Source organism: Clostridium sp. 1001271st1 H5 (assembly GCF_005845215.1).
Taxonomy (GTDB): Bacteria; Bacillota; Clostridia; order Lachnospirales; family Lachnospiraceae; genus Enterocloster.
In genome coordinates, this window is sequence record NZ_SPHO01000015.1 from 63,806 (window position 1) to 86,987 (window position 23,182).

A 23,182-nucleotide genomic window follows, 5' to 3' on the forward strand; every position below is an offset into this window, starting at 1 on the left:
GTCATATATTTTTCTATCCATTATAGCTTTATTTCCCCTGGTTTTCAATCTGTATCTCTGGGTTTGAACCTGCAGAATCCCCGTTCATACGCCTCTGTCTCCATGGGTCTTCCGTACAGATACCCCTGGCCTGCGGCGCACCTGCACTGAATCAGATAGTCCGCCTGGGCGGCTTCCTCCACCCCTTCCGCCACGGTCTGTATCTTTAAATCCCTGCACATGGCTATCACATGCTTGACAATCTGCCGGCTCACCTTATCCCTTCCGATTTTGTCCACCAGGCTCTTATCCAGCTTCAGGACGTCAAATTCTATATCGGACAGGATGTCCAGATTACTGTATTTGGTGCCGAAATCATCCAGGCAGATACGGTATCCCCGTTTCTTGAACTCCCGCAGCGCCTGATACACCACATCCCTTCCCAGGGCCCCGATGCTTTCCGTCACCTCTATCTCCAGCTGTTCCGGCCTTACATCATATTTCTGTACAATGGATTCCACGGAATCCACGATACCCTCGCTTAATAGGGTCAGCCGGGAAAAATTAAAGGACAGAATCTGCTCTGTATAACCGGCTCTCTTCCATTGCTCCAGCAGGCGGCAGCACTCTTCCATAACAAATAAATCCACATAGCTTATAAGGTTTTCCCGTTCCAATACACCGATGAACCTGGAGGGAAGCACATCCCCGCCTTCCTTTCCCTTAACCCGTACCAGAGCCTCGGCGCCAGCGCATACGCCTGTGTCAAAATACAGCTTAGGCTGCAGCAACGCACGGAATTCCCCCCGCTCAATGGTGGAAAGCAGCTCCTTTATAAGCTCCATCCTTCCCTTGCCGTGAAAGGACGGCTTGCTTTCATAATATTTCTGCTTGTCAATCCGCATCAGCTCACAGGCCTGCTTCACAGCCCAGTCCAGGTTTTTCTCCCTGTCATCCCATATCTTTCCCACTGCCGCGGACAGCTGGCTCTGCGCCCCCAGCTCCTGCAAAAGAAGGCCCGTTCTCTGCTCGAATTCCACCGAGGATATATCCTCCATTATGATATCAAATTCATTGCTGTTCAGGCGGAACACTCTGCGGTCCGGAAAATGCTTCTTGATGATATCCGACACACTGCATATGATTCTGTCTCCCTGCTCAGTACCCTTTGTGTCATTGATGGATTTCAGGTCGTTGATATCCACCACAATCACGCCCAGGGAAACCACCCGGTCCGCCCTGTACTGCCTGCGGTACTCATCATAGCTGCCCCGGTTAAGCAGTCCGGTAAGGGAATCATGATATATGCTGTAATACAGGCTTTGGGAGTCCTGTCTCCTGTTGATTTCCTGGGCAATGAAATACACCAGCATATCCATCAGCGCCAGAGGCCGGCGGCTCTTGCGTTCAAACATGACAATATATCCCTGAAGCCCTTTGCGGCTGACAATGGGAAATACCGACATATCTGCGAGCCGCTCCCTCTCCATGCCCTGGAACACCTCAAAGGACTCCCCCAGCATGTCCTGAGGTTCCACGTAGTCCATAACGCCGGAGGGCCGCTTATGGCTGAGCCACGCCTCCATGTCCTGCTCCAGGGTCAGGCTTATCCCGGGCCTGCCGTATTCATCCATGCGGCAGATGCAGCTGATACCGAAGGAATCCTTATCCTTCAGGAACATCCGCATATGGGACGCCCCGTAATAATCTGCCAGAATATCCATCAGACGGCTCATGGCCTCCTCCATGTCCGGCGCATCTGTCATGGCATAGATACCGCTGATAACCTTATAGGCAATTTTCTGTCCATCCTCCTCCCCGGGCCGCGGTCCCCGGCCTTCAGCCTCTTTAGCGGCCTGCAGGATTCGCTCAGACAGCTTTTCCCGGCCTGCCCCGCAGACCTCTTTGTCCTGCGAAAGGCTGTGCTCCGTCCTCTTATACCGGTGAATATCCTTCATACAGAAAAATGCCCGCACATGGTCCCCGGCAGGGTCCATATACATGTATAATTCCACCCGTACCCAGCACAGCATGTCATGCCCCATCAGACGCCTGTATTCCAGCGCCGTCCTGCATTCCCCGTCATCATACTTCTGCAGCAGGCCGGTTCTGTTAAATGTCCGTAAAAATTCTTCCCTGTGTTCGGGTTTTACTGTCTCCTCAGCCATCTTCTGCACAAAACAGCTGTAGGAACAGCCAGCGGCTGCTTCCCGAATCTCCCGCCATTTTCCGGAGGCCCCTGTCACCCTATCCTCTGTCAGGTCCGCGTCCCCGTATGCCAGCATACCCTCCAGCAGAAACTGGTTTACACGCCTGGATTTCATATATGCCTGCTCCAGCTCCTTCTGCCTGGATATATCCTGAATCCTGCCAAGAACAATTCCCGGTAAATCACCCTCATAAGCCATGATTTCCAGCTCCAGGCTGAACCACCCATAGTCCCCCTTCCGGTCTTTAAGCCGGACCTCGCACCGCGCAGTTCTCCCGCCCTCCTGTAACACGCGGAACGCCTGCAGGAACGCATTCCGGCTCTGCGGATGGACCACCTGGTTCTTTACCACACACTGGGGAAAATCCTTAAACTGCCGTTCTTCCCCGTATGTAAGCTTGCGCTCCGTATAAACCAGGGCTGTCCTGGTATTGATGTTGTACTCAAATATCTCCTGGCCGCCAATATACAGAGGCCACCGCATCATCTGGTCCAGGATGCCCATGTTCTGGTGATACCCCGTGATGAGCACTCTTCCATCCTCCATCTGCCTGGACCGGCCTGCGCACCGCACCAGCATATCGCCCCACTCAGGATGATTCCATGTATACTGGATTTCACACAGCTTATCCGCTGCCAGTATACGCTGCATGGCCTCGTTAACGTACACATAGTTTCCCCGGTTAATCCTTCCGTACCAGAATTCAAAGCATGCCTCGGGCTCCAGTTCCTCTTTAAGGCCCAAAAGCCAGGCCATGGTCCGGTCCACATACATCCCGGCCCGGCTCATGCTGCGGTCTGTAACCATGGCCCATAACCCCATCTGCGTATGCTCCAGGATATGGCCTGACCACTCTGTATCATGAAAGATAAAGCATTTCCTTAAATCACTGTAATCCATATGTTTACCTCAGCACACGGACAAGCGGCGCCCGTCCAAATATTCAGTCCCACTTTATTATAGCATCTCTCACCCAGGATACGATAAAAAAATGTTTTATTTCAAAATTTCACCCGGCATCCGCTGCTTCAACGCAAAAAGCGGTCAAATAGACCGCTCTGCATGAATATATGTATTTTGTTTTCTCCAGAAAAATCCTCGGATTATCCGGGAATCTATGAAACTGACCGGAAGGCCTCCTCCAAATCCTCCAATATGTCGTCTATGTGCTCCGTACCAATGGACAGGCGGATGGTTCCGGGACGGATTCCCTGCTCCAGAAGCTCCTCCTCGTTCAGCTGGGAATGGGTGGTGGAAGCAGGATGAATGACCAGGGACTTTACGTCCGCCACATTGGCAAGAAGGGAAAACAGTTCCAGGTTGTCAATGAAGGCTCTTGCCTTCCCCGCCCCACCCTTGATTTCAAAAGTAAAGATTGAACCGCCGCCTCTGGGGAAATAAGTTCTGTAAAGCTGCTGCTGAACCGGGTCCCGGCTTACACTTGGATGATGGACCGCTTCCACCTGGGGATGGGCGTTCAGGTACTGCACCACCTTAAGGGCATTTTCCACATGGCGTTCCACCCGCAGCGACAGTGTCTCCAGCCCCTGCAGAAACATAAAACCGTGGAATGGTGAAAGGGTGGCCCCCGTATCCCTTAAGAGAATGGCCCGTATCCTTGTGACAAAGGCCGCAGCCCCCACATCCTGGGCAAACCGTATGCCATGATAACTGGGGTTTGGCTCTGTAAGTCCCGGAAACCTGCCGGAGGCAGTCCAGTCAAACCTGCCGCTGTCCACAATCACGCCGCCCACCGTGGTACCGTGACCGCCGATGAACTTTGTGGCTGAGTGTACCACAATGTCAGCGCCGTACTCAATAGGACGGACAAGATACGGCGTGGCAAAGGTATTGTCTATAACCAGGGGAATCTGGTGGCGGTGCGCTATGGAAGCGATTCTTTCTATGTCAGCAATATCGGAATTGGGGTTGCCCAGCGTCTCTATGAAAACAGCCTTTGTATTATCCCTGACGGCTGCCTCTACCGCCTCCAAATCGGCCGGGTCCACAAAAGTGGTCTTTACCCCGTATTCAGGAAAGGTGTGGGCCAGGTAATTGTAGGTGCCTCCGTAAATATGGCTGGATGATACAATATGGTCCCCTGACCGGGCCAGGTTCTGGAATGTATAGGACAGGGCCGCTGCTCCGGAAGCCGTTGCCAGGGCAGCCACACCGCCCTCCAGCTGCGCCATCCTCTGTTCAAATATATCCAGGGTAGGATTGGTTAGACGGCTGTATATGTTTCCGGGGTCGCTGAGATTGAACCGGGCCGCCGCATGGTCACAGCTGTCAAATACATACGACGATGTCTGGTAAATCGGCACTGCCCTTGCCCCGGTGGAAGGGTCCGGCTGCTCCTGCCCCCCATGAAGCTGGGTTGTCTCAAATTTAAAATGCCTGTCTGCTCTCTTACGCTTCTCTCCCATGATACTGTCCTCCGTCTCTCTATTCCTACTATTTCTATAGGTTTAATTGATAGTATCATGGTATTTTTTTCCTGTCAAGAATTTATTTCAATACATTTATATAACTGCATCCTCTATTCCCGGCCGGGCATTCTTAAACAGAGCCCCCCTTATCCATCTCAGGCATTCCCGGCCCATTCTTATCAGAAGGCGCACATCCAAACATCTTTTTGTAAGCCCTGAAAAAGCTGGAGTAGTCTCCGAAGCCTGCCCTGGACGCCGCCTCTGCTGCCGGCGCCCCCATGGCCAGTTCTTTCCTCACAACAGCCATGCGCTTATAGAGGATATACCGGGCCACCGTGGTTCCCGTGGCCCTCTTAAATACAGCAGTCAGATGGTTCTTACTCATATAGAAGGTCTGTGCCAGCCCCTCCAGTGTCAGGGATTCAGAGAGGTTCTGGTTGATATAGCGGATGATTTCCTGGACCTGCCCCTCCTTTCCCCTGGATGTCCCTGCCGCCTCCCTGTACATTGCAAAAATCTTAGTCAAAAGAGACAGCACCCGTGTGCGGATTGCAATATCCTGTAAATCCTTTCCATAGCCCCCGCACTCCTCCAGGGAATGGAAGTACCACTCCAGCTGAAACTGTTCCTCATAACAGCACCATCCTGTCCCAAAGGGCTTCAGCAAAAGGGCCTGCTCATTTTCCTCCAGAAGCTCCGGTGCAACGTGCAGCCGTATCCGGTTGTATTCATCCGAATCCAGGACCCTTAACCCGTGAAAGCAGCCAGGCGGTATGATAATCAGGCTCCCCGGCCTGGGCGTGTAGGTCCTGCCCTCCAGCAGATACTCCACATTGCCTGAAATCATGTAATAAACCTCATAGACATCATGGCAGTGCATCCTGTACTCCATATCCGCCTCGTCGCTGCGCGTATGGGCATAGACCACCTTCTGCGTCTTAAAGCTCTCTTCCTGGTACATGGACCTCCTCCTTTTAAAATCCGGTTTCTTTCATTCTAACACAGATTGTGCTGATTGCAATATTTCTTTGTCTTCTGACAATGGTTTTTGCAATATACCTGTATTATAATGTGTCCTGTAAGCAAGAGAAACACAGCAAATAAATTGTTGCAAAAACCGAAAGGGCCCTCCCCCTTTCACACATTTTATCCCCCTTTATACGCAGTAAAAGACCAGGCATCCCCAGTGCCTGGTCTTTCTGTAACTGCTGCTATATTGACTGGCTTTGATATTATCTGTAATAAATTCTGTGATGTGCTCTAGGGCCAGATTGCCCTTGCTGCCTTGGCTTCCACTACCCGCTTCACGGCAATCAGGTATGCGCCGGTGCGCATAGTGGCATTCTGTTTCTGTGAAATATCCCATACAGCCTCAAACGCAGGGTCCATAATATCCTTCAGCTTTTCGTTGACTTCCTCCTCAGTCCAGCTCACGGACTGGATGTTCTGGACCCACTCAAAATAAGAAACCACCACGCCTCCTGCATTGGCCAGGATATCGGGCACAACGGTAATGCCTCTGTCCCGGAGTATTTCATCCGCATCCGCGGCCACTGGTCCATTGGCTGCCTCCACAATGATTTCCGCCCGGATTTTATGCGCATTGGAAGCATTAATCTGGTTCTCAAGGGCTGCCGGCACCAGTACCCTGGCATCCATCTCCAGAAGCTCCTCGTTGGTAATGCGGCTCATGCCCTCCTCCGTGTAATCCTTTAACAGATTTTTCCTGTTAAGGGAAAGGTAATCCAGAATAGCCGGCACATTAAGCCCCTCAGGACGATAGATTCCCCCGGACACATCGCTGACAGCTATGATTTTCATGCCTTCCCTGTGCAGCAGCTTGGCTGTGATGCTGCCCACATTTCCCATTCCCTGAATGGCCACCGTGGTTCCCTCAGCAGGGATTCCCATTTTTTTCAAGATGTTCTTCGTGGTATACATAACGCCCCGTCCGGTGGCCTCGTTCCTTCCAAGCGCACCGCCCAGGCAGATGGGCTTGCCTGTAACCACTCCGTGGATGCAGTGGCCCTTCAGCATGCTGTAGGTATCCATCATCCATCCCATAACAGCCGCATTGGTGCCCACATCAGGAGCCGGGATATCCTGTTCCGGCCCAATGAGCGGGGCGATGGCTGCCGTATATCTTCTTGTGATGGCACGGATTTCATTTTCAGACAGCTCATTTGGGTCGCACACAACGCCGCCCTTGCCGCCGCCGTAAGGAATGTTTACCACGGCGCACTTAAATGTCATCCAGGCTGCCAGCGCCCGGACCTCGTCAGGGTTAACGGCCGGATGGAAACGTACGCCTCCCTTGGCCGGTCCCCGGGATGTGGAGTGCTGTACCCTGTATCCCTCAAATACCTTGGTGGTGCCGTCGTCCATACGCACCGGAATCGCAACCTTAAGCTCCCTCTCCGGGTATTTGATGGCTTCTATATCGCTGTCCGTATAGCCCAGTATATCGGCTGCTTCCTTTACTACCTTTAACACATTGTCATAAGGATTATATGTTTTCTCCATACCTGCTCTCCTTTTTCTGCCTGATTGTTTACACTGTAACTTAGTTTCCCTGATTCATCACTGACTCGATTCCTGCTATCTTCACGCACAGAATGAATATGTCCATGGCAGCCTTCAGTTCCTCCGGTGTGGGATAGGTGGGCGCAATGCGGATATTCCTGTCCTCCGGGTCTTTTTTGTAAGGATAGGTGGCTCCTGCGCCTGTGAGCGTGACACCGGCCTCCCCGGCCAGCTGTACCGTGCGCTTCGCACATCCCGGGAGGGTGTCCAGGGAAATAAAATAACCTCCTCTTGGATGGCTCCACACCGCCAGTCCGGTCCCTTTCAGCTCTTCCTCCAGACGGTCCAGCACCATGTCAAATTTGGGCCTCAGCACATCTGCCAGTTCCTTCATATGGCGGCGGATGTTCTCCGGCGTCTTAAAATACTGCACATGCCTTAACTGGTTCAGCTTGTCATGTCCGATGGTCTGGGAGGACATATGTCCTTTCAGCTCCTTCATGTTGTCCGGGCCTGAGGCAACCAGGGAAACGCCTGCTCCCGGAAACGTTATTTTGGAGGTTGAAAAGAAATAGTAGGCCCTGTCCGGGTGTCCGCAGGCCCGGCATGCATCCAGGATGTTCTTAAGGGCCACTTCACCGTAGATATGATGTACGCCGTAGGCATTGTCCCAGAATATCCTGAAATCCGGGGCAGCTGTCTCCATGGCTGCCAGACGGTCCACCACCCGGTCGCTGTAGCAAACGCCCTGGGGATTGGAATGAAGGGGAACACACCAGATTCCCTTGATGGACTCATCCTTTCCTGCCATGGCTTCCACCATATCCATGTCCGGCCCGTCCTCCAGAAGAGGTACGGGAATCATCTGGATTCCCAGCTCCTCGCAAATCTGGAAATGCCTGTCGTAGCCGGGCACAGGGCACAGGAATTTTACCGGACTGCCCTCATATCCGTAATGGCTCCATGGCTTTTCTCCGCCGGTCCCAAAGAGGCAGTGAAATGCAATGGTGTCAAACATCAGGTTCAGGCTGGAATTGCCCCCCATGATAATCTGGTCCGGATTCAGCCCCAAAAGCTGTCCAAACAGACGCCTGCATTCCGGAATCCCTTCCAGGACGCCGTAATTCCTTGTGTCCGTGCCGTCCTCCAGCACACAGTCCTTCGGAAACTCCAACAGGCCCATGTTCATATCCAACTGGGCTGCTGCAGGCTTTCCCCTGGCCATATTCAGTTTCAAATTCAGTTTCCTGGCTTCCTGAAACTGTATGGTAAGCTCTTTTAACATATCATGCAGTTCCTGTCTGGAATATTCCGTTACATGGTTCATTCATTGCCTCCGCATCAAACATTTGTCAGATATATTTGTTCTTGCCTTTATTATAAAAATAACCTAGAATAAAAACAAATATTTATATTTGAATAAAACTTATAATTAAAAACTTATAGGAGGTGCAGCTATGTTCAGCGGGATGAATTATGTGTATGAAGTCTATAAGGAACAGAGCTTTTCCAAGGCTGCTGAGAACCTTTACATATCCCAGCCAGCCCTCAGTTCCATGATTAAGAAGATAGAGACAAAGGTGGGAATGCCGCTTTTTGACCGGAGCACCAGTCCCATCCAGCTGACCGAGTGCGGCAGGAAATACATCAAGACAGCGGAGAAAATCATGGACCTGGAAAATGAATTTGCCTACTATGTGGGCAATCTCCAGGAGCTGAAAACCGGGCGGCTGTCCGTAGGCGGCACCTACCTCTTTTCCTCCTTCATCTTTCCTCCCATTATTGATAAATTCCGCAGGGCGTATCCTCACGTGAAGCTGAACCTGTTCGAGGGCCACACCCCTTTGCTGGAGCAGAAGCTCTTTGCCGGGGAACTGGACATTATCATTGACAATTATCTGCTGGATGCGGGCATCTACGAAAAGGAGCGGTTCATGGAGGAACGGCTGCTGCTGGCCGTCCCCTGCTCCTTTGACAGCAACCGGCGTGCAGTGAAATACCAGCTGAAGGCTGCCGACATAAAGCGCTGCCTCCACCAGAACGACACATTTCCGGCCGTATCCTTAAAGAAATTCAAGGATGAGCCCTTTGTGATGCTGCGTTCCCACAACGATACCAGGGAACGTGTGGACGCCATACTGGGCCGGGCCGGAATCCAGTTAAACTACACCTTAAAGCTGAACCAGCTTTTAACCACCTATCACCTGACAGAGTACGGCATGGGCGCCTCCTTTGTCAGCGACACCGTGGTCAAGTGCCTTCCGGAAAACCCGGATATCATATATTATAAGATTGACGACCCTGAGGCGGTAAGGGAGGTCTACCTGTATTACAAAAAAAATAAATACCTGACCCGGAGCATGATTGAATTCATCAAAATGGCCATTCCGGGCATTGAAAAAAACTCTGAGAAATATCTATAAGCGTATGCTTATAAGTGTTATAAACAGCATTTTTGTCAAAAAAAAAACACATACGGGGGTAAGAAATATGGTAGGATGGCCAGAAATCCTTAAGAAGGAAAACCTGACAAGAGAAGAGAAAAAATGTATCTGCAACCGGCTCATGACCACGGAAAGCCATATGGAGCAGCTGATACTGAAGCATTTCACGGAGGAGGATTTCCGCCGGGTCTGGATGCGCAAGATTGGAGGCGGCGTCATCGGCGGAAAGGCCTGCGGCCTTTTAGTGGCCAGGAAGCTGATTGAGATGAACATGCCGGAATACGCCGGACATGTGGAGCCACATAACTCCTTTTTCATTGGCACGGATGTGTTCTACCGGTATCTGGTGTATAACCGCTGCGCGGAATTAAAGGCCAGGCACCGGCTGGAAAAGGAACATTTTAAGGAAACAGAGGAGCTGACCAGACGGCTGCGAAACGGCTCCCTTCCCGAAGATATCCGGGAAGAGCTCAGCGACATGCTGGACCACTACGGAACCACCCCCATCATTGTCCGCTCCAGCAGCATCATGGAGGACGGATACGGCAATGCATTCTCCGGCAAATATGAATCCATTTTCTGCATGAATCAGGGTACCAAGGAGGAACGGATGGAGGAACTGGAGGAAGCCATCCGCCGGGTCTACGCCAGCACCATGAATGAACAGGCCATTGAGTACCGGAGGAAACGCCATTTGTTAGATGTGGATGAGCAGATGGCCCTGCTGGTCCAGCAGGTGGCGGGCCAGCAGTACGGTGACCTCTATATGCCGGTGGCAGCTGGTATGGGCTGTTCCTACAACCCTTACAAATGGATGGAGCACTTAAACCCTGAGGCAGGAATGCTGCGCATGGTCATGGGATTAGGCACAAGGGCAGTGGAAAGGACACCCGGCGATTATCCGCGCCTCATCGGCCTGGACAGGGCCCAGGCCAACCTAAGGACCACCCTGGCTGAACGCCACAAATTCTCCCAGCGCAAGGTAGATGTCCTGGACTTTGGCACTAAGACGCTCTGCACCAAATCCCTGGAAAAAATTCTGGACCTCTTTCCCAAATGGCAGAAAAAAATGGTCCTCAGCAGGGACACGGATGCCGAGGACCTGCTGGCCGAGCGCCACATTTACAGGACCATCTATTTTGCGGACTGCCAGGGCCTGGTGGACAACCTGGAGTTCATACGCATGATGCGCTCCCTTATGAAGATGCTTGAAAAAGAGTATGAGCGTCCCGTAGATGTGGAGTTTGCCGTCACCAGCCCGGAGGAAGGCGTGTGGAGGCTGAACCTGCTGCAATGCCGCCCCCTTCAGACCGCCAAATCCGAGCAGGTACATATACCGGACGGCGTGGACCATGAATTCCTCTTTGATGTCCGCAGGACCTCCATGCGCCGTTCCAAGGAGGAGCGCATCGACTATATTGTGTGGGTGGACCCGCAGAAATACTATGAATATGAATACTCCCGGAAACCGGATGTGGCCCGCCTCATCAGCCGCATCAACCAGCATTTTGAGGACACGGATAGGAAGCTGATGCTTCTGGTGCCGGGCCGTATCGGGACATCCTCCCCGGAACTAGGCGTACCCGTGGTCTATGCGGAAATCAGCCAGTTCAGCGCCATCTGCGAGGTGGCCTATGGAAAAGCCGGCTACCATCCCGACCTCTCATACGGCAGCCACATGTTCCAGGACATGGTTGAGGCGGATGTGTATTACGGTGCCATCAATGACAACAGCAAGACCAGGCTGTACCACCCTGAGCTTCTTTCCAAATACCCAGAGGTGTTAAGGGACATCCTGCCCGATGAATCCCAGGAGCTGGCTGACATCGTAAAGGTCCATGACATAAGCCAATCCAGGGCCACCCTGACCCTGGATGCCCAGGAGGGCCGGGCCGTGTGCCGGATACGCGGCGCAGAGCAGGAATGATTTCCCGCCTGCAATCATACGTTTTCCCGCAATGTATACCCGCCTTATTATCACGCGGGATATACATTGCGGGAAATAAATTATTTTTTACCATTGACAGACACCAAAAATCATGATATAGTTATCTCATATTTTTTATAAGATTTTGATTTCACATGTTTTTGTAAGTCATTATTCCTATGATGATTTACAAAAATATGTGATTTTTTTATTTTTATCGAAAATATAATAATATTATATCAGGAGGTATCTTTCATGAATAAAGGTACAGTAAAATGGTTTAACTCTCAGAAGGGCTTTGGCTTCATTACGAACGAAGAGGATGGAACAGATGTGTTTGTTCACTTTTCCGGTATTGCTTCCGATGGCTTTAAGTCACTGGAAGATGGTCAGGCAGTTACGTTTGACATCACAAACAGCCAGCGCGGATTACAGGCCGTTAACGTTTGCGGCGCTTAATCACCAGCGCATTAAGGGGACCGTCTCTCAGAGGCGGTCCTTTTTGTAATTATCAGCTGCACCGGATATGGGTCCGGAACTGTTAATGAACTATGTATGGGTACCAGGATAAGCCTGATACCCCAATGCCGCAGGTTACTGCTGTTTCACAAACTGCTTGTCAAACTCAGCATTAAAATAATAAAAATTCTTTTCATCCAGCTTGGATTTAATCTTTTCCAGGGCCTCCCCAAACCGTTGGAAGTGTACAACCTCACGCGCCCGCAGGAACTTAAGCGGTTCACGTACTTCCGGATTTTCAATTACACGAATCAGATTATCATAGGTGGTTCTTGCCTTCTGCTCTGCAGCCAGGTCTTCATGCAAATCTGTGATGGCATCTCCCTTTGACTGGAATTCACAGGCATTGAAAGGCACGCCTGCAGCAGCAGTAGGCCATAGTGCTGTGGTATGGTCAATATAATAAGCAGCAAATCCATCTGTTTTAGCCTGTTCAGGCGTTAGGTTTTTGGTAAGCTGGTATATGATGGCGCAAATCATTTCCAAATGAGCCAGCTCTTCCGTACCGATATCTGTAAGCAATCCGCCCACTTCCTTGCATGGCATGGTATAACGCTGGGAAAGATAACGCATGGAGGCAGCCAGCTCCCCATCCGGTCCGCCGAACTGGCTGATAATCAAGGAAGCGGTCTTCGGACAGGTTTTAGTAATATTTACAGGAAATTGAAGTCTTTTCTCATACGTCCACATTATACGGCACCTCCTTCATTATCCCAGGGAAGAGGTCCGTCGGACCAGGTAAAATGCTTCTGTCCCGGGTATTTTGTCTTGGTTTCTGTCTTGTTATTTGTGTCAGGACAGATACAGTTCAGGGTCAACGGCTCATATTCCTTTGCAAAGGCGTCCAGCAGCTGTTTTCTCTGGTTCAGGGCCTGACTGAACGCATCCAGGGCATCCTTATCCAGAGGATGGGTGTCCAGATACAGGTTCAGGTCATTGACTACGAAACTGGTTTCATTAATCTGTTTAAGAAGCTGGCAGCGGTCAGGCATGAGGTTCACCTCCTACTAAGAAAAATGGCAAATCCAGACATGGAAAAATGGTTCCCTGTTTCAGGGCCTTCGACGGCTCATACGGCGTCTCCCAGGGCTGCATGGGAACAGTGGCTATGGCCAGAGAAAGTCCGGGTCCCGGGGCCGGAAGCTTATCCCCGCATCCGCAGGATGCCGGAGCCGGCTTGCAATCACATAAATTCATAAGAACACTCCTTTCATCATGAACTTAACAACTCGTGTCCTTATTATTATCCCTTGGTGCCGGTTTTTTACCTTGCCAAAATTCTGTAAGATAATCCATAATTTTTTCAAACCGCCAGTTTCATATCCTCCTCTCCCGGCCGCAATATGTATGCTGGTATTCTGACTGCATATATTAAGAAATAGACAATATGCAATTTTTGATTTACAATAGGACTTTATGCATTCATCTTACTGAACATTGGAGGTTTTACGTGAATAACCCAGCTGACACTCAAAGGGACTCCTGGAAAACCAATTGGGGGTTCATCCTTTCCTGCATCGGCTCTGCTGTGGGCATGGGCAATATATGGATGTTTCCCGCCAGAGTCTCCAAATACGGCGGAGGCACCTTTCTTCTGCCCTATTTTTTCTTTGTTATCATCATCGGTCTGTCCGGCGTCATCGGAGAGATGGCCTTTGGCAGGGCCGCCCGCTCCGGTCCCATCGGCGCCTTTGGCCAGGCCACGCAGAGCCGGGGAAAAGGCCGGCATCTGGGTGAAGCCATCGGCTATGTCCCGGTTTTGGGCTCCCTAGCCCTGGCCATTGGATATTCCGTCATTGTAGGCTGGATACTCCGATACAGCATTGGCTCCTTTACCGGTTCCACGCTGATTCCCGGCGATGTGGAAGGCTTTGCCCTTGCATTTAATTCCATGGCTGGTTCCTTTGGCAATAATTTCTGGCAGACCGTGGGCCTGGCTCTTACCTTTATCATCATGGTCCTGGGCATTTCCGGCGGCATAGAGAAAATCAACAAGATAATCATGCCCCTGTTCTTCCTCATGTTCCTGGGACTTGCCGCCTACATGGCGTTCCAGCCCTCTGCCGCGGAGGGATACCGCTATATCTTCCGGATAGACCTGAAGGGTCTGGCAGACCCCATGACCTGGGTTTTCGCCCTGGGCCAGGCCTTCTTCTCGCTGTCACTGGCAGGCAACGGCACCTTGATTTACGGTTCCTATCTGGATGACCGGGAGGATGTGACAAACGCAGCATGGAAGGTGGCCCTTTTCGACACTCTGGCAGCCATGCTGGCCGCCCTCGTCATCATACCAGCCATGGCAACCGCTGGTTCCAGGCTGGATGAAGGCGGGCCGGGCCTGATTTTTATCTACCTGCCCAACCTTTTTAAATCCATGCCCGGAAGCCGTATTCTGATTATCGTATTCTTTACAGCCGTATTGTTTGCAGGAATCTCATCCCTGATTAACCTGTTCGAGGCCCCCATCGCTGCCCTCCAGCAGCAGTTCAGGCTCAGCAGGAGAACATCGGTCACAGTGATTGCTGCCGCAGCTCTGGCTGTGGGACTGTGCATACAGGGTATTGTATCCGGATGGACTTTGTTTCCATTTACATCTGCCCTCTCGGAGCCGGTTTGGCAGGCATCATGTTTTTCTGGGTACTTGGGGAGAATTATGTGAAAAAAGAAGTGGAAAAAGGCCGTCCCCGGCCAGTGGGTCCCTGGTTCCGTTTCATGACAGCCTATCTGTTCTGCGGACTTACGGTTGTTGTCTTTGTTTTGGGGATTGCCTTCGGAGGAATCGGCTGAGTTCTTGACGTTTATTCCCGGACCGTAGTATAATCATATCAATGATACATGTGATTCCCTGTCACCTGCAAGCTGACAGGGAGTCTTCTTTTATTCACGAAAGACGAGGTAACCTTATGACATCTTCATCATCTCACGAAAATCCATTGGGCGTTCTGCCTGTAAACCGGCTTTTGGTCCGCTTTGCCATCCCCAGTATCATAGCCATGCTGGTCAGCGCCCTGTATAACATTGTAGACCAGTTTTTTATAGGAAGAAGCGTGGGCATGCTGGGAAATGCCGCCACCAACGTGGCATTTCCTCTTACCATCACCTGTACTGCCATCTCCCTGATGTGCGGAATCGGCGGCGCAGCCAATTTCAATCTGTCCCTTGGCAGCGGCGAAAAGGAGGAAGCCACCCGGTATGCGGGCAACGCTGTTTTCATGCTGTTTGCCATTGGGGCTATTCTCTGTCTCACGGTCAGGCTTTTTCTGAAGCCCCTCATGATTGTCTTTGGAGCAACCCCGGATGTCCTGGACTATTCACTGACCTATACAGGCATCACATCCCTTGGCTTTCCATTTCTCATCCTGACCACAGGCGGTTCCAACCTGATACGTGCGGACGGCAGCCCCAGATTCTCCATGATGTGCACCCTGACCGGCGCCATCCTCAACACCATACTGGACCCCCTGTTCATCTTCGGCTTCCGCATGGGAATGGCGGGCGCTGCACTGGCTACCATCATCGGACAAATCATATCCGGCATCATGGTCATCCTGTACCTGACACGGTTTAAGACCGTCCGCTTGTCCCTCGGCTCCCTTACCCCCATCCCATCCCATATAAAGGCCATTGCCGCCCTGGGCATGGCCCCCTTCTTTAACCAGATGGCCATGATGGTGGTACAGATTGTAATGAACAATATCCTCCGCTATTATGGCGCCCAGTCCCATTACGGCAGCGAAATTCCTCTGGCCTGCGCAGGCATCATAACCAAGGTAAACATGATATTCTTTTCCCTGGTCATCGGCCTGTCCCAGGGACTGCAGCCCATTGTCAGCTTTAACTACGGCGCCAGGAAATTCAAGCGGGTCCGGGAGGCATATCTAAAAGCAGTGCTCATTGCCACCACCATATCCGCCATGGCCTTCCTGTGTTTCCAGCTGATACCCAGGCAAATCATCGGCATCTTTGGTTCAGGGAGCCAGGAGTACTTTCACTTTGCGGAACAATACTTCCGCATCTTCCTGTTCTTCACCTTTTTAAACGGACTCCAGCCCATCACTGCCAATTACTTTACATCCATCGGAAAGGCTGCAAAGGGTATCTTCATCTCCCTTACCAGGCAGATTATCTTCCTCCTGCCCCTGATTGTGGTGCTGCCCATGTTTTTCGGCATTGAAGGCGTCATGTACTCTGCGCCGGTTGCAGACCTTATGGCCGCCCTACTGGCCCTGGTATTTGTCACCAGGGAGCTCCGGAGGATGCGGTTGGCGGAAGACGGGATGGAGGGTAAGGTGGGTATTGCGGATTAGTCCCGGCTCAGATGTCCTTCATTGCCCGGATAAAGAAATCCTCCCGGCCGAAGTTTCCGGACTTAAGAACCAGTTCCGGACCTTCCTGCCCCGCAGGATACATGACCGGGACGCCCGGGGCAATGGATTTTCCGATATAAAATGTATGCATTCCCAGTTTCTGCATGACTGCGCCTGAAGTCTCCCCTCCTGCAGCAATGATTCGTTTTCGTCCGCATTCCAGGGCATAGGCGGCTGTCCGGGCCAATATATCCTCGTTATAATGTCCCAGAGGCGGAAAAGCTTCCTTCCATTCCGCTTTTATATGATTTACTTCATCAGGCGGTGCCGAGGTGTAAACCAGGACCGCCTGATTTTTGTTATCATCCAGAAACGCTTTGATATGGTCCATTGTCTGGATGCCCTGCACAAACTGCAGCGGATGGATGCGGTAAGAAACTCCCCCCTGTGACTCATAATACCTGATTTGTTCCCTGGTGGCCTGTGAACAGCTGCCGGCCAGTATGATTGGGGCTGAACAAAGGGAGGGATTAAACCTTTTCCTTCCCTCTTCCGGTTCCCATGTCCGGGCAATCATCTTAAGCAGACCGGACCCCCCTGACAAAAGCGGGTGATTCCTGTATTTGTCTGCAATCATACTTCCGTGTCTCTCTTCATAATAATCCGGTATGAGATAATAATGCCCCGGGTCCCCAGGAGGCCTGAACTCCCGTTCAAGGGCACCCTCATCCAGATTATAACAGGGATACCGGCTCTGTCTTTCCATCAGGCGCTTTAACCGGGAATCCCTCATTGGGTTAAGGGGATGGTCCCTCATGGAACTTTCCTCCAGCAGAACCCCATTGACATACAGCTTTCCATCCCTCACGCTTCTCCCGTTTTCCAACAGCGCAGGGCATAAAAGTGTGTATGGTATGTTCCATTGTTCCAGGACAGCATCCAGAACCGGTCCTATATTTCCCTTTTCCGTGGAGTCAAAGGTGGAACAGTATTTAAAATACAGCATACGTGCCCCGTGGGCTTTCAGCCAGGAAAACGCAGCCAGGCTCCGTTCCACTGCCTCACAGGGAGGGCAGGTACGTGTCTTCAGTGCTATCACCACTGCCTGGGCCGGCATAATATCCTCATTCTCCCCCTCAGGTATCCCATTGCTGAGAATCACCTTGGCGCCTCCTGCCTGAAGGAAGGAGGCAGCATCGGCGGCCCCTGTGAAATCATCCGCCACACATCCTAATATCATATCTCTGTCCTCATTTATAATTCCTTCAGTGCTGCAGCAGCTGCCTCCACTCCTGAGTCCATGCTGCTCAGAATTGGCTTGGAAATGTCTGACAGACACGGAATCAATACGCTCATGCTGGCCTGCGCCAGCACCAGAACATCATACTGCTCCTGGGTATCACGAATCAGCGCCTCCAGTATCTGATTATGCTTGTCCTGGTTCTTCTCCGCCGTCAGCGCCTCAAAGGCATCGGAGGCCAGATAGGAATCCACTGCCACATCCTTTTCCGCTGATTCGGCAATGCGTCTTATCAGTCTTGCACTTGGCTCCAGCGTGGTCTTGACCGTACCGTATACAGCTATTTTATCTCCCCTTTCCACAGCTGTACGCGCCATGGGTTCATCGATTTTAAGATAAGGAATCGTTAGCAGCGGTCTTATGACATCCACGCCTTCCCCCACAGAGGAGCAGGCATTAAGAATCAGCTTTGCTCCCCAGTCCTGGGCTTCAAAAGCATATGTCATAAGCCGCCTTGTAACCTCCTTTGTCAGCTTTCCCTCCCTCTTCACATCATTCAGAAGACTGTCGTCCACAATGTTCATAACCTCTGCATCCGGCGCCAGCGCCTTAAGCCTGCTGTTGATACCTTCGTAGGTAACGGCTGTTGTATGGATTACTGCAACCTTTCTTCCCATATGCTCCTCCTGATTCTATAAAACTACATTTCTTCTTGCCAGTGACTTTTTCTTTGCCATTTCCATATAATCCTCCGGCAGCTTCCTTACCTGCCGTCCCGCGCCCAGAATTGCCAGATACATCTCACAGGCCCTCTCCACATTGTCGCTGGATATCATGGCATCCTCCATGGTAAGTCCGGTGCCAATGGCTCCGTGATTGGCCATGAGCAGGCCTGCATTTGTTCCAATGGTATTCCTTACATGGGCAGCCAGTTCTGCGGAACCCGGAGGCGCAAAGGGGGCCACCAGTATCTCCCCACCCAGGTACACCACACCCTCAATATCAATCACCGGCACCTTATGAACACCGTCCAGTGCGCTGACAGCCGTGGCAAATTTGGAATGTGTATGTACAATACAGTTCACCTCCGGCCGTTCCCGGAAGATTCCCAGATGCATGAAACATTCAATGGAAGGTTTATAGGGACCCGACACTATATTTCCATCCATATCCCCCACTGCCAGGTCCTCCGGCTTCATGGTAAGATACGGCCTGGCTGAAGGGGTAATCACAAACAATGGCTCCCCTTCCACCCTGGCGCTGATATTGCCTGCTGTTCCCAATGCATATCCCTTATCCACCATGGTCCTGCATCCCCACATGACCTGCTCTTTTGCTTTTTGTACTGCTTCCTGTAACATATAAGTTTCTCCCCTCTTTGATTCATATTAGTTTCATCACTGTTTACTCAAATATATTTCCGTATCAGCCTCGCAATTTCGTGTACATCCCCGGCCCTGCGCATGGCATTTATATTACCCTCGTCCTCCAGCAAATCAAACAGCTGATAAAGCGCCGGCAGATGCCCTGTCTTATCCGGCGTGGCCAGAACCACAATAATATCGGCATCCATATATCCGTTAAAGGACAGCTTTTCAGGCAGCCTAAGCAAAGACATTCCCATGCAGTACACGCCGTCATCCACGCCCGCATGGGCGATAATCACGCCATCTGCAATCATGATGAACCGCTTTTCCGTCTCCACCATATCGATGGCCCTGTCAACATAATTCCTGTTAATGAATCCATTGTCCAGCAAAGGCGCTGACGCCATCCGGATTGCATTCTGCCAATCCGTTCTTTCCTCTGTAATCTGAATCCGTTCATCCGGCAGCAGAAAGGGCAGACGGCTCTGCAGTTTTACCTGTCCCTCTGATATCCGTATATTTTCCAGTACCTTTTCCCTGAATGATTTCTTGGCAATATCATTGGCAAAGGGAAATACCACAAATTGTTTCTTGTCTGTCTCCAGCCTTACGGTAGAAAACACAATCTGGAAATCCTTATCATATTCGTAAAAGTCCCTTAAGGACAGGCACTCTAAAAATTCAATCTCAGGCAGAAGCTCTGACAGCGAAACGAAAAGGTACTGCGATACGGTAAGCCCGTTGGTACACACCACCACTGCCCGTTCCTTTTCCCGGACCTGTATCAGCTTCCCCTCCTTATGGAGCCAGGATGCAAAGAGAACCGTAATATACACAAGCTCAGGGTCCGGAAATGTACATTTGAGGTAGATTTCATAGGGCCTCACTGCCCTGCGCACGATTTCATGGAGATACTGGTATTTAGGCAGTATCATATCCGTGATATCAGGCTCCACATGATATCCATACCATATCCGGTACACAGCCGGCTTCATGTGCTGATACAGGATTTCCAGAAATTCAGCCCTTCCGTCCAGGCGGACACAGCTGATGGACTCAAAGCGTTCCAGCATATGCATTCCCGCCTCCCTCAAAAGCTCCAGGTTTCCCATATCTTCATGGGTCCTGTTATGGACCTTTGAAATCTGTATCTGGACTGCAAAATAAACAATTTCATTTTCATCCTTTATTCCGTATATGTCCGCAAACGCAGCTACCACGGAATACTCCCTGGTAGTTGTTACCAGACGGTACTGGTCCATGGCTTCTATGGTCTTTTGATTCTTAATCCTCAGCATGGTAAAATAAAAAATATACTGAAGCTCCTTCAGCCGTTCATCTGTAAACTGAAGCTGAAGCTTATTTTCTATCTCTTCAATATTGTCCTTAAGGTCTTCTGCCTGTGCTTCCTCTATTGCATATACCCGGTTCAGGTTTTCCTCACCGCCCGGCATGTTTAAAAGCTTTCTGAGAGCGTGGGTTAAAAGCTCTCTTTTATGGTATTCGCTTCCGTAAAGGCGGTATCCTTCCTTCCTGTTATACGCCAGCTCCAGGCTGAATTTATTAATCCGTTCCTGCACCTTTTTCAAATCACTGAGCAGGGTATTCTTACTGATTTGGAGCTCCTCTGTAAAATGGTAGGTGGAAAGCTCGTCCTCATGGCACAGCAGCCTGAGCTCAATCCAATACGCCCGCTCTTCGTCTGAATAAGTATAAGAAGACTTGGTGACCGCTGCCTCTTTGGTGGAATAATGCTCAGCCACCGGACCGGGCACCATGAAGTACCCGGTCTTCAGCCGTTTAATCTCTGGATGGCCGTTATCCTTAAGATAGTCATTGATTTTGTCAAAGCTATAACTGAGCTGCTTTCTTGTAAGGCGGAATTTATCCTCCAGGCCCTTGCCTGTAGCGGATGTATTATTCACTATTTCCTGAAAAATCATATAACTTCTGCTATCCAGATACACGATATCACCTCGTCAATTTGCTTGCTTACTGTCCTGCCTTTGCATTCTCAGCCTCCAGAGCTGCATCTTCCCTGGCCTCACGCATTAAATCACGGTAGTATAATATAAACCCGGCCAGCCAGACTGCAAATATAATCAAAGGCACAAAATTCCCCTTTAAGAACATGAACAGATGTGAAATGGAATACGTAAATACAGGACCGTTAATCAGGCTGTTGCTAATCAGTTCACCTGCCTGGAGGTCAATACTGCCTGTTGCTATGGCTAACTCAGTCATAAACGGAGCAAATGCAGTCCCCACCCACAGGAACACGGGCGCTCCGATAACACAGAGAATGGACATCTGGAGCAGGTTTCCCCTTGTCACCAGAAATGCCGGCAGTGCCAGGGATGCGCTCATAAGTCCTGCAAAAGGAAGGATTCCATTGCCCGGCAGGAACATGGAATAGACCAGCATGAACGGAATGCTCCAAAGAATTGCCAGCCATATCTCATTACAGCCCCCCAGGATAGGCCAGTCCAGCCCCACAATCAGGGTCTTTCCCTCAAACTTCTTATTCATGAAAGCGCTGACCGCCTCGGAGATGGGAGACAATGCCTGCATAAAATATTTGGCTACCACAGGGAACAGTGTCATGGCGGCGGCAGCCTTGATTCCAGTGGTAAGAATCTGGGCCAGGGAATATTTTGCCAGAATTCCGAATAAACAGCCCAGCAAAAATCCCATTACGTGATTTTCTGCAAAGATACCCACCTTATCCTTCAGCATTTCTGTGTCAAATTCCCTGTTTAGCCCTGGAATCTTTCTTAAAATCAGGGCAATGGGATATAGGATGGCGCCGAAAAACAACGTTGCATGGGTCACGGACACACCGGGAATACCTGTCAGCTTCTCAATACGGTGCTGATGCGCATCCGAAGATTTAAGTTCCAGTATAATCTGCACAGCCGCAATCACAAAGGCCAGAATCACACTGTGGGTAATGGATACCACAGCAACTGCCGTAAATATCTTAAGCCATACATTCCATAAGTCAGCATTGATGGTATTTGTCTTATTGAGAAGTATCATCACCACATTGACTGCAATCAAAAGCGGAAACATGAGAAATGCATAGGGCCATGCCCATGATATGGTAGCCATGGTGCTCCATCCGCCGTCAACAATGGGCAGTGAGATTCCTGTTGAGGTCATGATGGCTTGGGCCGCCGGGGTTATGCTGTCCTTCATAAAGGATATCAGCAGGTTCATGCCTGTAAACGCCACGCCAAGGGTGATACCGGACGAAATAGCATCCTTTATCTTCATTCCCACCAGTATACTGCCAATAATCATTATGATTGGCACAAATATGGGAGCCCCCAGTCCCAAAAAGAAGTTGACAACATTTGTTAATACTTGCATACCTTTCCCCTCCTTCTACATATCAGCTTTTGTTGACCGCATCAATGAGCTTTTTCAGTTCGTCCTCCTGCCTGACCCCTGTCAGGAACGCGATTCCGTTAATAACTGGCACCGGATATTCCTTTACCGTCTTAGTGATGGATATATAAGCCACACAGTCTTTTATATCCCGGTCCAGGGACTTAATATTGACCGCGTCCACCATGGCGTCCACCTTTCTTTCTTTTAACAGACGGTTTACCTTGCTGGCAACTGCCTGTGATGTAGCAACTCCATTTGCACATGCCACTATGATTCTCTTCATATGTTCACCCTATACCTTCCATTGATAATACCAGATTAAAATATGTCTCTGCCGTTGCAGCCTGCCGCAGCCTTTCCATAAAATCAGCCCTTTGGCAATTGTTCACCAGTATCTGCAGCAGTTCCACATGGGCATCTCCCACATCCTCCTGTTTAAACCCAAGCAGGAATACAAACCGCACCATATGGACTACCTCATTGGCAGCCATCTCCCTCCATGGAATCGGTTCCTTCAGGCGGATACAGGCAATGAATGCGTTCTTAATGCACTCCGGGTCCGTATGGGGTATGGCCACTGCGTACGGCTCTATGGGAAGGGCCGTAGGATATTCCTTTTCCCTTTCTTTTATGCTTTCAAGGAAATCCCCTGTCACATACCCCAATTCCATAAGCTGCCCGGACATGACCTCAAATAATTCGTCAGTACTTCTCACATCCAAATCCAGTTGAATCAGGTCCTTGTATACTATATCTCCCGTCATGATTTGGTACTCCTTATTAATTAATATTAAAGCTACACGCGCGCTCATGTATCTTCTCCATATCTGCATTATAAGGGTCC

General features: G+C 50.6%; 19 protein-coding genes and 1 pseudogene. 5 read left to right on the forward strand and 15 right to left on the reverse strand.

Annotation, left to right across the window (positions count from 1 at the left end; translation table 11 throughout):
- Positions 1–44: 44 nt before the first annotated feature.
- The 5 genes from FGS84_RS20895 to FGS84_RS20915 form a co-directional block, all read right to left on the reverse strand.
- Entirely contained in the window at positions 45–3,089 is a 3,045-nt protein-coding gene (locus FGS84_RS20895) for a GGDEF domain-containing protein (RefSeq protein WP_138310260.1), read from the reverse strand.
- 215 nt (positions 3,090–3,304) lie between these two features.
- Positions 3,305–4,615: an O-acetylhomoserine aminocarboxypropyltransferase/cysteine synthase family protein gene (locus tag FGS84_RS20900; protein WP_138310261.1), complete on the reverse strand. Its 1,311-nt coding sequence runs from the start codon at positions 4,613–4,615 to the stop codon at positions 3,305–3,307.
- A 133-nt stretch (positions 4,616–4,748) separates the two neighbouring features.
- Positions 4,749–5,579: an AraC family transcriptional regulator gene (locus FGS84_RS20905; protein WP_138310262.1), complete on the reverse strand. Its 831-nt coding sequence runs from the start codon at positions 5,577–5,579 to the stop codon at positions 4,749–4,751.
- Positions 5,580–5,878: 299 nt separating this feature from the next.
- Positions 5,879–7,141: a Glu/Leu/Phe/Val dehydrogenase gene (locus FGS84_RS20910; RefSeq protein ID WP_138310263.1), complete on the reverse strand. Its 1,263-nt coding sequence runs from the start codon at positions 7,139–7,141 to the stop codon at positions 5,879–5,881.
- A gap of 40 nt (positions 7,142–7,181) precedes the next feature.
- Positions 7,182–8,468, reverse strand: a complete 1,287-nt coding sequence (locus FGS84_RS20915; protein ID WP_138310264.1) for an aminotransferase class I/II-fold pyridoxal phosphate-dependent enzyme — start codon at positions 8,466–8,468, stop codon at positions 7,182–7,184.
- A gap of 130 nt (positions 8,469–8,598) precedes the next feature.
- On the opposite strand from FGS84_RS20915, the gene FGS84_RS20920 reads away from it, so the two are divergent.
- The 3 genes from FGS84_RS20920 to FGS84_RS20930 all read left to right on the forward strand — a co-directional run bounded on the left by FGS84_RS20920 (position 8,599) and on the right by FGS84_RS20930 (position 11,971).
- Positions 8,599–9,564, forward strand: coding sequence for a LysR family transcriptional regulator (locus FGS84_RS20920; protein ID WP_138310265.1), 966 nt, complete (start codon positions 8,599–8,601; stop codon positions 9,562–9,564).
- Positions 9,565–9,631: 67 nt separating this feature from the next.
- A complete protein-coding gene (locus FGS84_RS20925; protein ID WP_138310266.1) occupies positions 9,632–11,512 on the forward strand; it encodes a PEP/pyruvate-binding domain-containing protein in 1,881 nt (626 codons plus the stop codon).
- Positions 11,513–11,767: 255 nt separating this feature from the next.
- Positions 11,768–11,971, forward strand: a complete 204-nt coding sequence (locus FGS84_RS20930) for a cold-shock protein (RefSeq protein ID WP_138310267.1) — start codon at positions 11,768–11,770, stop codon at positions 11,969–11,971.
- A 135-nt stretch (positions 11,972–12,106) separates the two neighbouring features.
- On the opposite strand, the gene FGS84_RS20935 is transcribed toward FGS84_RS20930, so the two are convergent.
- Genes FGS84_RS20935 through FGS84_RS20945 form a run of 3 tightly spaced genes read right to left on the reverse strand, consistent with a single transcriptional unit; the run spans position 12,107 to position 13,228 of the window.
- Positions 12,107–12,721 (reverse strand): manganese catalase family protein, encoded by a 615-nt coding sequence (locus tag FGS84_RS20935; RefSeq protein ID WP_138310268.1) that lies wholly within the window; start codon positions 12,719–12,721, stop codon positions 12,107–12,109.
- Positions 12,721–13,023, reverse strand: coding sequence for a spore coat protein CotJB (locus FGS84_RS20940; protein ID WP_138310269.1), 303 nt, complete (start codon positions 13,021–13,023; stop codon positions 12,721–12,723). The genes FGS84_RS20935 and FGS84_RS20940 overlap by 1 nt, the downstream gene beginning before the upstream one ends.
- Positions 13,016–13,228, reverse strand: coding sequence for a spore coat associated protein CotJA (locus FGS84_RS20945; protein WP_138310270.1), 213 nt, complete (start codon positions 13,226–13,228; stop codon positions 13,016–13,018). The genes FGS84_RS20940 and FGS84_RS20945 overlap by 8 nt, the downstream gene beginning before the upstream one ends.
- A 337-nt stretch (positions 13,229–13,565) precedes the next feature.
- Between FGS84_RS20945 and FGS84_RS20950 the strand changes: the two are divergent.
- Together FGS84_RS20950 and FGS84_RS20955 are read left to right on the forward strand one after the other, a co-directional pair.
- Positions 13,566–14,818 (forward strand): annotated as a pseudogene (locus tag FGS84_RS20950) (sodium-dependent transporter).
- A gap of 116 nt (positions 14,819–14,934) precedes the next feature.
- Complete coding sequence (locus FGS84_RS20955; protein WP_138310271.1) at positions 14,935–16,338, forward strand: MATE family efflux transporter; 1,404 nt, start codon at positions 14,935–14,937, stop codon at positions 16,336–16,338.
- A gap of 7 nt (positions 16,339–16,345) precedes the next feature.
- Here the strand turns inward: FGS84_RS20955 and otnK are convergent, their stop codons facing one another.
- The 7 genes from otnK to FGS84_RS20990 are packed head-to-tail and all read right to left on the reverse strand — an operon-like array spanning position 16,346 to position 23,102.
- A complete protein-coding gene (otnK, locus tag FGS84_RS20960) occupies positions 16,346–17,578 on the reverse strand; it encodes a 3-oxo-tetronate kinase (RefSeq protein WP_138310272.1) in 1,233 nt (410 codons plus the stop codon).
- A gap of 14 nt (positions 17,579–17,592) precedes the next feature.
- Positions 17,593–18,255: an aspartate/glutamate racemase family protein gene (locus FGS84_RS20965; RefSeq protein ID WP_138310273.1), complete on the reverse strand. Its 663-nt coding sequence runs from the start codon at positions 18,253–18,255 to the stop codon at positions 17,593–17,595.
- A 15-nt stretch (positions 18,256–18,270) separates the two neighbouring features.
- Positions 18,271–18,939 (reverse strand): class II aldolase/adducin family protein, encoded by a 669-nt coding sequence (locus tag FGS84_RS20970; protein WP_138310274.1) that lies wholly within the window; start codon positions 18,937–18,939, stop codon positions 18,271–18,273.
- Positions 18,940–18,986: 47 nt separating this feature from the next.
- Entirely contained in the window at positions 18,987–20,888 is a 1,902-nt protein-coding gene (locus FGS84_RS20975) for a BglG family transcription antiterminator (RefSeq protein ID WP_207739976.1), read from the reverse strand.
- 49 nt (positions 20,889–20,937) lie between these two features.
- Positions 20,938–22,317: a PTS transporter subunit IIC gene (locus FGS84_RS20980; RefSeq protein WP_138310276.1), complete on the reverse strand. Its 1,380-nt coding sequence runs from the start codon at positions 22,315–22,317 to the stop codon at positions 20,938–20,940.
- 22 nt (positions 22,318–22,339) lie between these two features.
- Positions 22,340–22,621: a PTS sugar transporter subunit IIB gene (locus tag FGS84_RS20985; RefSeq protein ID WP_138310277.1), complete on the reverse strand. Its 282-nt coding sequence runs from the start codon at positions 22,619–22,621 to the stop codon at positions 22,340–22,342.
- Positions 22,622–22,625: 4 nt separating this feature from the next.
- Complete coding sequence (locus FGS84_RS20990; RefSeq protein WP_227147667.1) at positions 22,626–23,102, reverse strand: PTS sugar transporter subunit IIA; 477 nt, start codon at positions 23,100–23,102, stop codon at positions 22,626–22,628.
- Positions 23,103–23,182 lie beyond the last annotated feature (80 nt).

Coding starts and splice junctions, on each gene's coding strand:
- otnK (WP_138310272.1), bottom strand. CDS start 17,578: ATGATATTAGGATGTGTGGCGGATGATTTCACAGGGGCCGCCGATGCT.
- FGS84_RS20945 (WP_138310270.1), bottom strand. CDS start 13,228: ATGAATTTATGTGATTGCAAGCCGGCTCCGGCATCCTGCGGATGCGGG.
- FGS84_RS20940 (WP_138310269.1), bottom strand. CDS start 13,023: ATGCCTGACCGCTGCCAGCTTCTTAAACAGATTAATGAAACCAGTTTC.
- FGS84_RS20980 (WP_138310276.1), bottom strand. CDS start 22,317: ATGCAAGTATTAACAAATGTTGTCAACTTCTTTTTGGGACTGGGGGCT.
- FGS84_RS20935 (WP_138310268.1), bottom strand. CDS start 12,721: ATGTGGACGTATGAGAAAAGACTTCAATTTCCTGTAAATATTACTAAA.
- FGS84_RS20965 (WP_138310273.1), bottom strand. CDS start 18,255: ATGGGAAGAAAGGTTGCAGTAATCCATACAACAGCCGTTACCTACGAA.
- FGS84_RS20985 (WP_138310277.1), bottom strand. CDS start 22,621: ATGAAGAGAATCATAGTGGCATGTGCAAATGGAGTTGCTACATCACAG.
- FGS84_RS20925 (WP_138310266.1), top strand. CDS start 9,632: ATGGTAGGATGGCCAGAAATCCTTAAGAAGGAAAACCTGACAAGAGAA.
- FGS84_RS20975 (WP_207739976.1), bottom strand. CDS start 20,888: ATGATTTTTCAGGAAATAGTGAATAATACATCCGCTACAGGCAAGGGC.
- FGS84_RS20920 (WP_138310265.1), top strand. CDS start 8,599: ATGTTCAGCGGGATGAATTATGTGTATGAAGTCTATAAGGAACAGAGC.
- FGS84_RS20915 (WP_138310264.1), bottom strand. CDS start 8,468: ATGAACCATGTAACGGAATATTCCAGACAGGAACTGCATGATATGTTA.
- FGS84_RS20990 (WP_227147667.1), bottom strand. CDS start 23,102: ATGACGGGAGATATAGTATACAAGGACCTGATTCAACTGGATTTGGAT.
- FGS84_RS20955 (WP_138310271.1), top strand. CDS start 14,935: ATGACATCTTCATCATCTCACGAAAATCCATTGGGCGTTCTGCCTGTA.
- FGS84_RS20930 (WP_138310267.1), top strand. CDS start 11,768: ATGAATAAAGGTACAGTAAAATGGTTTAACTCTCAGAAGGGCTTTGGC.
- FGS84_RS20895 (WP_138310260.1), bottom strand. CDS start 3,089: ATGGATTACAGTGATTTAAGGAAATGCTTTATCTTTCATGATACAGAG.
- FGS84_RS20905 (WP_138310262.1), bottom strand. CDS start 5,579: ATGTACCAGGAAGAGAGCTTTAAGACGCAGAAGGTGGTCTATGCCCAT.
- FGS84_RS20910 (WP_138310263.1), bottom strand. CDS start 7,141: ATGGAGAAAACATATAATCCTTATGACAATGTGTTAAAGGTAGTAAAG.
- FGS84_RS20970 (WP_138310274.1), bottom strand. CDS start 18,939: ATGTTACAGGAAGCAGTACAAAAAGCAAAAGAGCAGGTCATGTGGGGA.
- FGS84_RS20900 (WP_138310261.1), bottom strand. CDS start 4,615: ATGGGAGAGAAGCGTAAGAGAGCAGACAGGCATTTTAAATTTGAGACA.